Genomic DNA, 4346 nt, shown 5'->3' with positions numbered 1-4346 from the left:
GAGCGTCTCCGGAGGAGTTCGAGGGTGACGAGGAGGAGGACGGAGATGGCGATGAGGACGGTTGCGACGGCGAGGATGGTGGGGGAGATCTGCTCGCGCAGGCCGATGAACATCTGCCAGGGCAGCGTCTTCTGCGAGGCGGATCCGACGAAAAGCACGACGACGACCTCGTCGAAGGAGGTGATGAAGGCGAAGAGCGCGCCCGAGATCACGCCGGGCAGGATGAGCGGCATCTGCACCTTGAAGAAGGTGCGCACCGGATCGGCGCCGAGGCTCGCGGAGGCGCGGGTGAGACTTCGGTCGAAGCCGACGAGGGTCGCGGTGACGGTGATGATGACGAAGGGGATGCCGAGCACGGCGTGGGCGAGCACGACGCCCCAGTAGGTGCCCTGCAGCCCGAGGCGGGAATAGAAGAAGTACATGCCCGCCGCCGAGATGATCGTGGGCACGATCATCGGCGAGATCAGCACCGCCATGATCACGCCGCGCCCCGGAACGTGGCTCTGGCTCAGCCCGACCGCGGCGAGCGTGCCGAGGCTGACGGCGATCACCGTCGCGACCGGGGCGATGCGCACCGAGTTCCAGAGCGCGGCCTGCCAGTCGGGATTGGTGAAGAAGTCCTGGTAGTGCCGCGTCGAGAAGCCGGCCGGGTCGAGCGACAGCATCTGGGGCGTGAAGGTGAAGAAGTTCTCCGCGTTGAAGCTCAGCGGCACGATCACGAGGATCGGCATGATCAGGAAGAAGAAGATCGCGACGCAGATGGCACGGAAACTCCAGTGCCACAGACGCTGACCGGTGGAGGCATAGGCGGGAAGGGCCATGATCCGTGTCACCCGAGCTTGACGTTGTCGATGCCGACGATCCTGTCGTAGGTCCAGTAGAGCGCGAGGACCACGATGAGGAGCAGCGTCGCGAGCGCGGCGGCGAGCCCCCAGTTCAGCGATGTCGAGATGTGATAGGCGATCCGGTTCGAGATGAAGACGCCGGTGGTGCCGCCGACGAGTTCGGGGGTGATGTAGTAGCCGATCGCGAGGATGAAGACGAGGATCGCGCCGGCGCCGACGCCCGGGACCGACTGCGGGAAGTAGACCCGCCAGAACGCGGTCCAGTCGTTGGCGCCGAGCGACTTGGCCGCGCGCACATAGGTCGGCTTGATCCCCTTCATCACCGAGAAGAGCGGCAGGATCATGAAGGGCAGCAGGATGTGCGTCATGGTGATGATCGTGCCGGTGGCGTTGTTGATGAGCGCGAGCCGGTGCGCGTTGTCGATCACGCCGAGCCAGACCAGCACGTCGTTGATCACGCCCTGGTTCTGCAGCAGCACCTTCCAGGAGGCGGTGCGCACGAGCAGCGAGGTCCAGAACGGCAGCAGCACCAGGATCATCAGCAGGTTCGAGGTCCGGAGCGGCAGGTTGGCGAGCAGGAAGGCGATCGGATAGCCGAGCACGAAGCAGGTGAGCGTGATCGCGAGGCTCATGACGAAGGTCCTGAGGAACAGCTTCACGTAGACGCGCTGGCTCTCGGGCTTCACCGCGATCCCGTCCGGCACCCGCTGCAGGTCGACCGCGTTCAGGATGTAGCCGGAGGTGAACTTGCCCGAGAAGGTCTCGATCGTGCGCCAGGTGCCGATGTCGCCCCATTTCGCGTCGCCGTCGATGAACTGCGGCTTCAGCGGCTGGCTCGGGTCCATCTTGCGCAGGTCGCGCATGACGCCGCGCATCAGCGAGGACATGCCGGAATTCTCGTAGTTCAGCCGCTGGCCGAGCCGGGTGTTGGTCTTCTCCTTCACCGCGACGCTCAGATCGTCGTAGAGCGCGGCGTAGACCGGCTCGCCCGGCAGTTCGTCGCCGCTCGCGTCCCAGTCCCGGAGCGCCACCACGGTCTTCGGCAGCGTGTTGGGAACGATGTCGTTCTCGACCGAGCGGAACAGCATGTCGCCGATCGGCAGCAGGAAGCTCACGAGCACGAATATCAGCAGCGGCGCCACCAGCATCAGCGCCCGCGTCTTCTGCGCGCGCAGCGCGCGCCGCAGGCTGGCCTTGAGCGGGGTACCGTCGGCGGCCAGCATCTCGCCGGCGGGGGTGGTGGCCTCGGTCATCTTTCCTCGTCCTCGCGATGGGGTGCCCGGGCGCGCCGTCGCGCCCGGGACGCGCCGGCCCCTACTGGGCCAGCCAGGCCTGGAACTTCGCCTCGACCTCGTCCTGGTGGTCGGCCCACCATTCGATGTTGTTGACGAGGTAGTTCTTCATGTTGTCCGGGTTCGTCGGCATGTAGGGCGCCATCTCGATCCCGAGATCGGCATGGGTCGAGACCAGCGGCTGCGACGAGGCGCGCGCCGGGCCATAGGCGATGTACTTCGCCTGGTCGGCGAGCCGCTGGGTATCGGTCGCGAACTTCAGGAAGTTCAGCACCCGCGCCTTGCGGTCCTCGGGCAGGTCGGCCGGGACGATCCAGCCGTCGAAGTCGAAGACCTCGTAATCCCAGAGCATCGCCACCGGCTGCTTCTGCTCCGCGATGACCGAGAAGAGGCGGCCGTTGTAGGTCGAGCCGATCACCACCTCCTTGTCGGCGAGCAGCTGCGGCGTCTCGGCGCCCGCGGACCACCACACGGTCTGGTCCTTGATCGTGGCGAGCTTCGCGAGCGCGCGATCGACGCCCTCCGGGGTCGAGAGCACGTCGTAGAGATCTTCCTTGGCGACGCCGTCGCAGAGCAGCGCCCATTCGAGGTTCTTCTTCGGCCGCTTCTCGAGCGCGCGCTTGCCCGGGAAGGTCTCGAGGTCGAACACGTCGCAGACCGAGGTCGGCACCTTGCCGTTCCAGGCCGCGACGTCGGTGCGGTAGCCGAAGGTCGTCGAGAACACGATCTGCGGGATGAAGCACTCGTTGATCAGCGTGTCGCCGAAGTCGTCCTTCGGCGAGGAGCCGTCGTCGCCCTTCGCCAGGACCTCGTCGAAATCGATCTCCATCGCCAGCCCCTCGTCGCAGAGGCGCTGGCTGTCCGGCCCCTCGACGTCGACGAGGTCCCAGGTGACGTTGCCGGCCTCGAACTGCGCGCGCAGCTTCGCCACCGCCTCGTTCGAGCTCTCGTCCCAGGTGAATTTCGTCCCGGTCGCCTCGGCGTAGGGCTCGGAATAGGCCTTCTGCTGCGAGGTCTGGTAGGCGCCGCCCCAGGACACCACGGTCATGGAATCGGCGCAGCCCTCGCAGGGCTCCGGCCCGTCGGCGGCGAGGGCGCCGGTGCCGGCCGCGAGGCCCGAGAAGGCGGCGGCGGCCAGAAGGTGTCTCAATGTCATTGGGTTCTCCGTCGTTCGGTCCGGTGCGGGGTCAGTCGACACCGGCCGCCCGGCGCGCCCGGAACGCGGGCGCGCCGGGCGGGCCGGGGATCAGGCGGCGTCGAGGGCGCGGCAGTCGGTCGGGTCCCAGCCGATGGTCACGCGCTCGCCCGGGGCGAAGCGCTGCTGGTCCGAGGCATTGCGGCATTTCATGATGAAATTGTCGTTGCCCGCGACCCGGAGCCGGGTGCGGAACGTGTCGCCCATGTAGATGAACTCGAGCACCTCGGCCTCGAGCTTGTGGCCGTCCGCGGGCATGCGCTCGGACCGGAACTCCACCCGCTCGGGCCGGATCGAGACCACGGTCTCGTCGCCGGCCCTGGTCACGTTGACCGGCAGCGCGTCGATCACCGAGCCGTCGGCGAGGCGCACCACGCAGCGGTCGCCGGCGATCGATTCGACCTTGCCGCGCAGCGTGTTGTTCTCGCCGATGAACTGCGCGACGAAATTGTTGTCCGGCCGCTCGTAGAGATCCTCGGGCGGCGCGAGCTGCTGGATTCGGCCGTCGTTGAACACCGCGACCCGGTCCGACATCGTCAGCGCCTCGGTCTGGTCGTGGGTCACGTAGACCGTGGTGATGCCCAGATTGTGCGCGAGCCGGGTGATCTCGAACTGCATGTGCTCGCGCAGCTGCTTGTCGAGCGCGCCCAAGGGCTCGTCCATCAGCACGAGCTCCGGCTCGAACACCAGCGCGCGGGCGAGCGCGACGCGCTGCTGCTGCCCGCCCGAGAGCTGCGCCGGACGCCGCCCGCCGAAGGCGCCCATCTGCACCATGTCGAGCGCGCGCTTCACCTTCGCCTCGATCTCCGGCTTGCCGAGCTTGCGCACCTGCAGCGGGAAGGCGAGGTTCTCGCCGATCGTCATGTGCGGGAACAGCGCGTAGTTCTGGAACACCATCCCGATCCCGCGCTTGTGCGGCGGGATGTTGTTGATCGGCCGCCCCGCCAGCAGGATCTCCCCGTGCGTCGCCGTCTCGAACCCCGCCAGCATCATCAGGCAGGTCGTCTTGCCCGA

Annotated in this window: 4 protein-coding genes; all 4 read right to left on the bottom strand. The window is 67.3% G+C overall.

Annotated features, from left to right (window positions below):
- Positions 1 to 821 (bottom strand): ABC transporter permease (locus tag FJM51_RS23045; RefSeq protein ID WP_233713244.1); only part of this gene is annotated, 821 nt, incomplete at its 3' end.
- A gap of 8 nt (positions 822 to 829) precedes the next feature.
- Complete coding sequence (locus tag FJM51_RS23040) at positions 830 to 2098, bottom strand: ABC transporter permease (protein ID WP_140456434.1); 1269 nt, start codon at positions 2096 to 2098, stop codon at positions 830 to 832.
- A gap of 61 nt (positions 2099 to 2159) precedes the next feature.
- The gene (locus tag FJM51_RS23035; protein WP_140456433.1) at positions 2160 to 3293 is read right to left on the bottom strand and encodes an extracellular solute-binding protein; all 1134 of its coding nucleotides are present in this window, start codon (positions 3291 to 3293) and stop codon (positions 2160 to 2162) included.
- Between the two features lie 90 nt (positions 3294 to 3383).
- Positions 3384 to 4346 (bottom strand): ABC transporter ATP-binding protein (locus FJM51_RS23030; RefSeq protein WP_140456432.1); only part of this gene is annotated, 963 nt, incomplete at its 5' end.

The sequence above is a fragment of the Amaricoccus solimangrovi genome, assembly GCF_006385685.1.
In the GTDB taxonomy this organism is placed as follows: Bacteria; Pseudomonadota; Alphaproteobacteria; order Rhodobacterales; family Rhodobacteraceae; genus Amaricoccus; species Amaricoccus solimangrovi.
The sequence above is the reverse complement of the archived record's forward strand: the minus strand, read 5'-3'. Positions and strand labels throughout refer to the sequence as shown.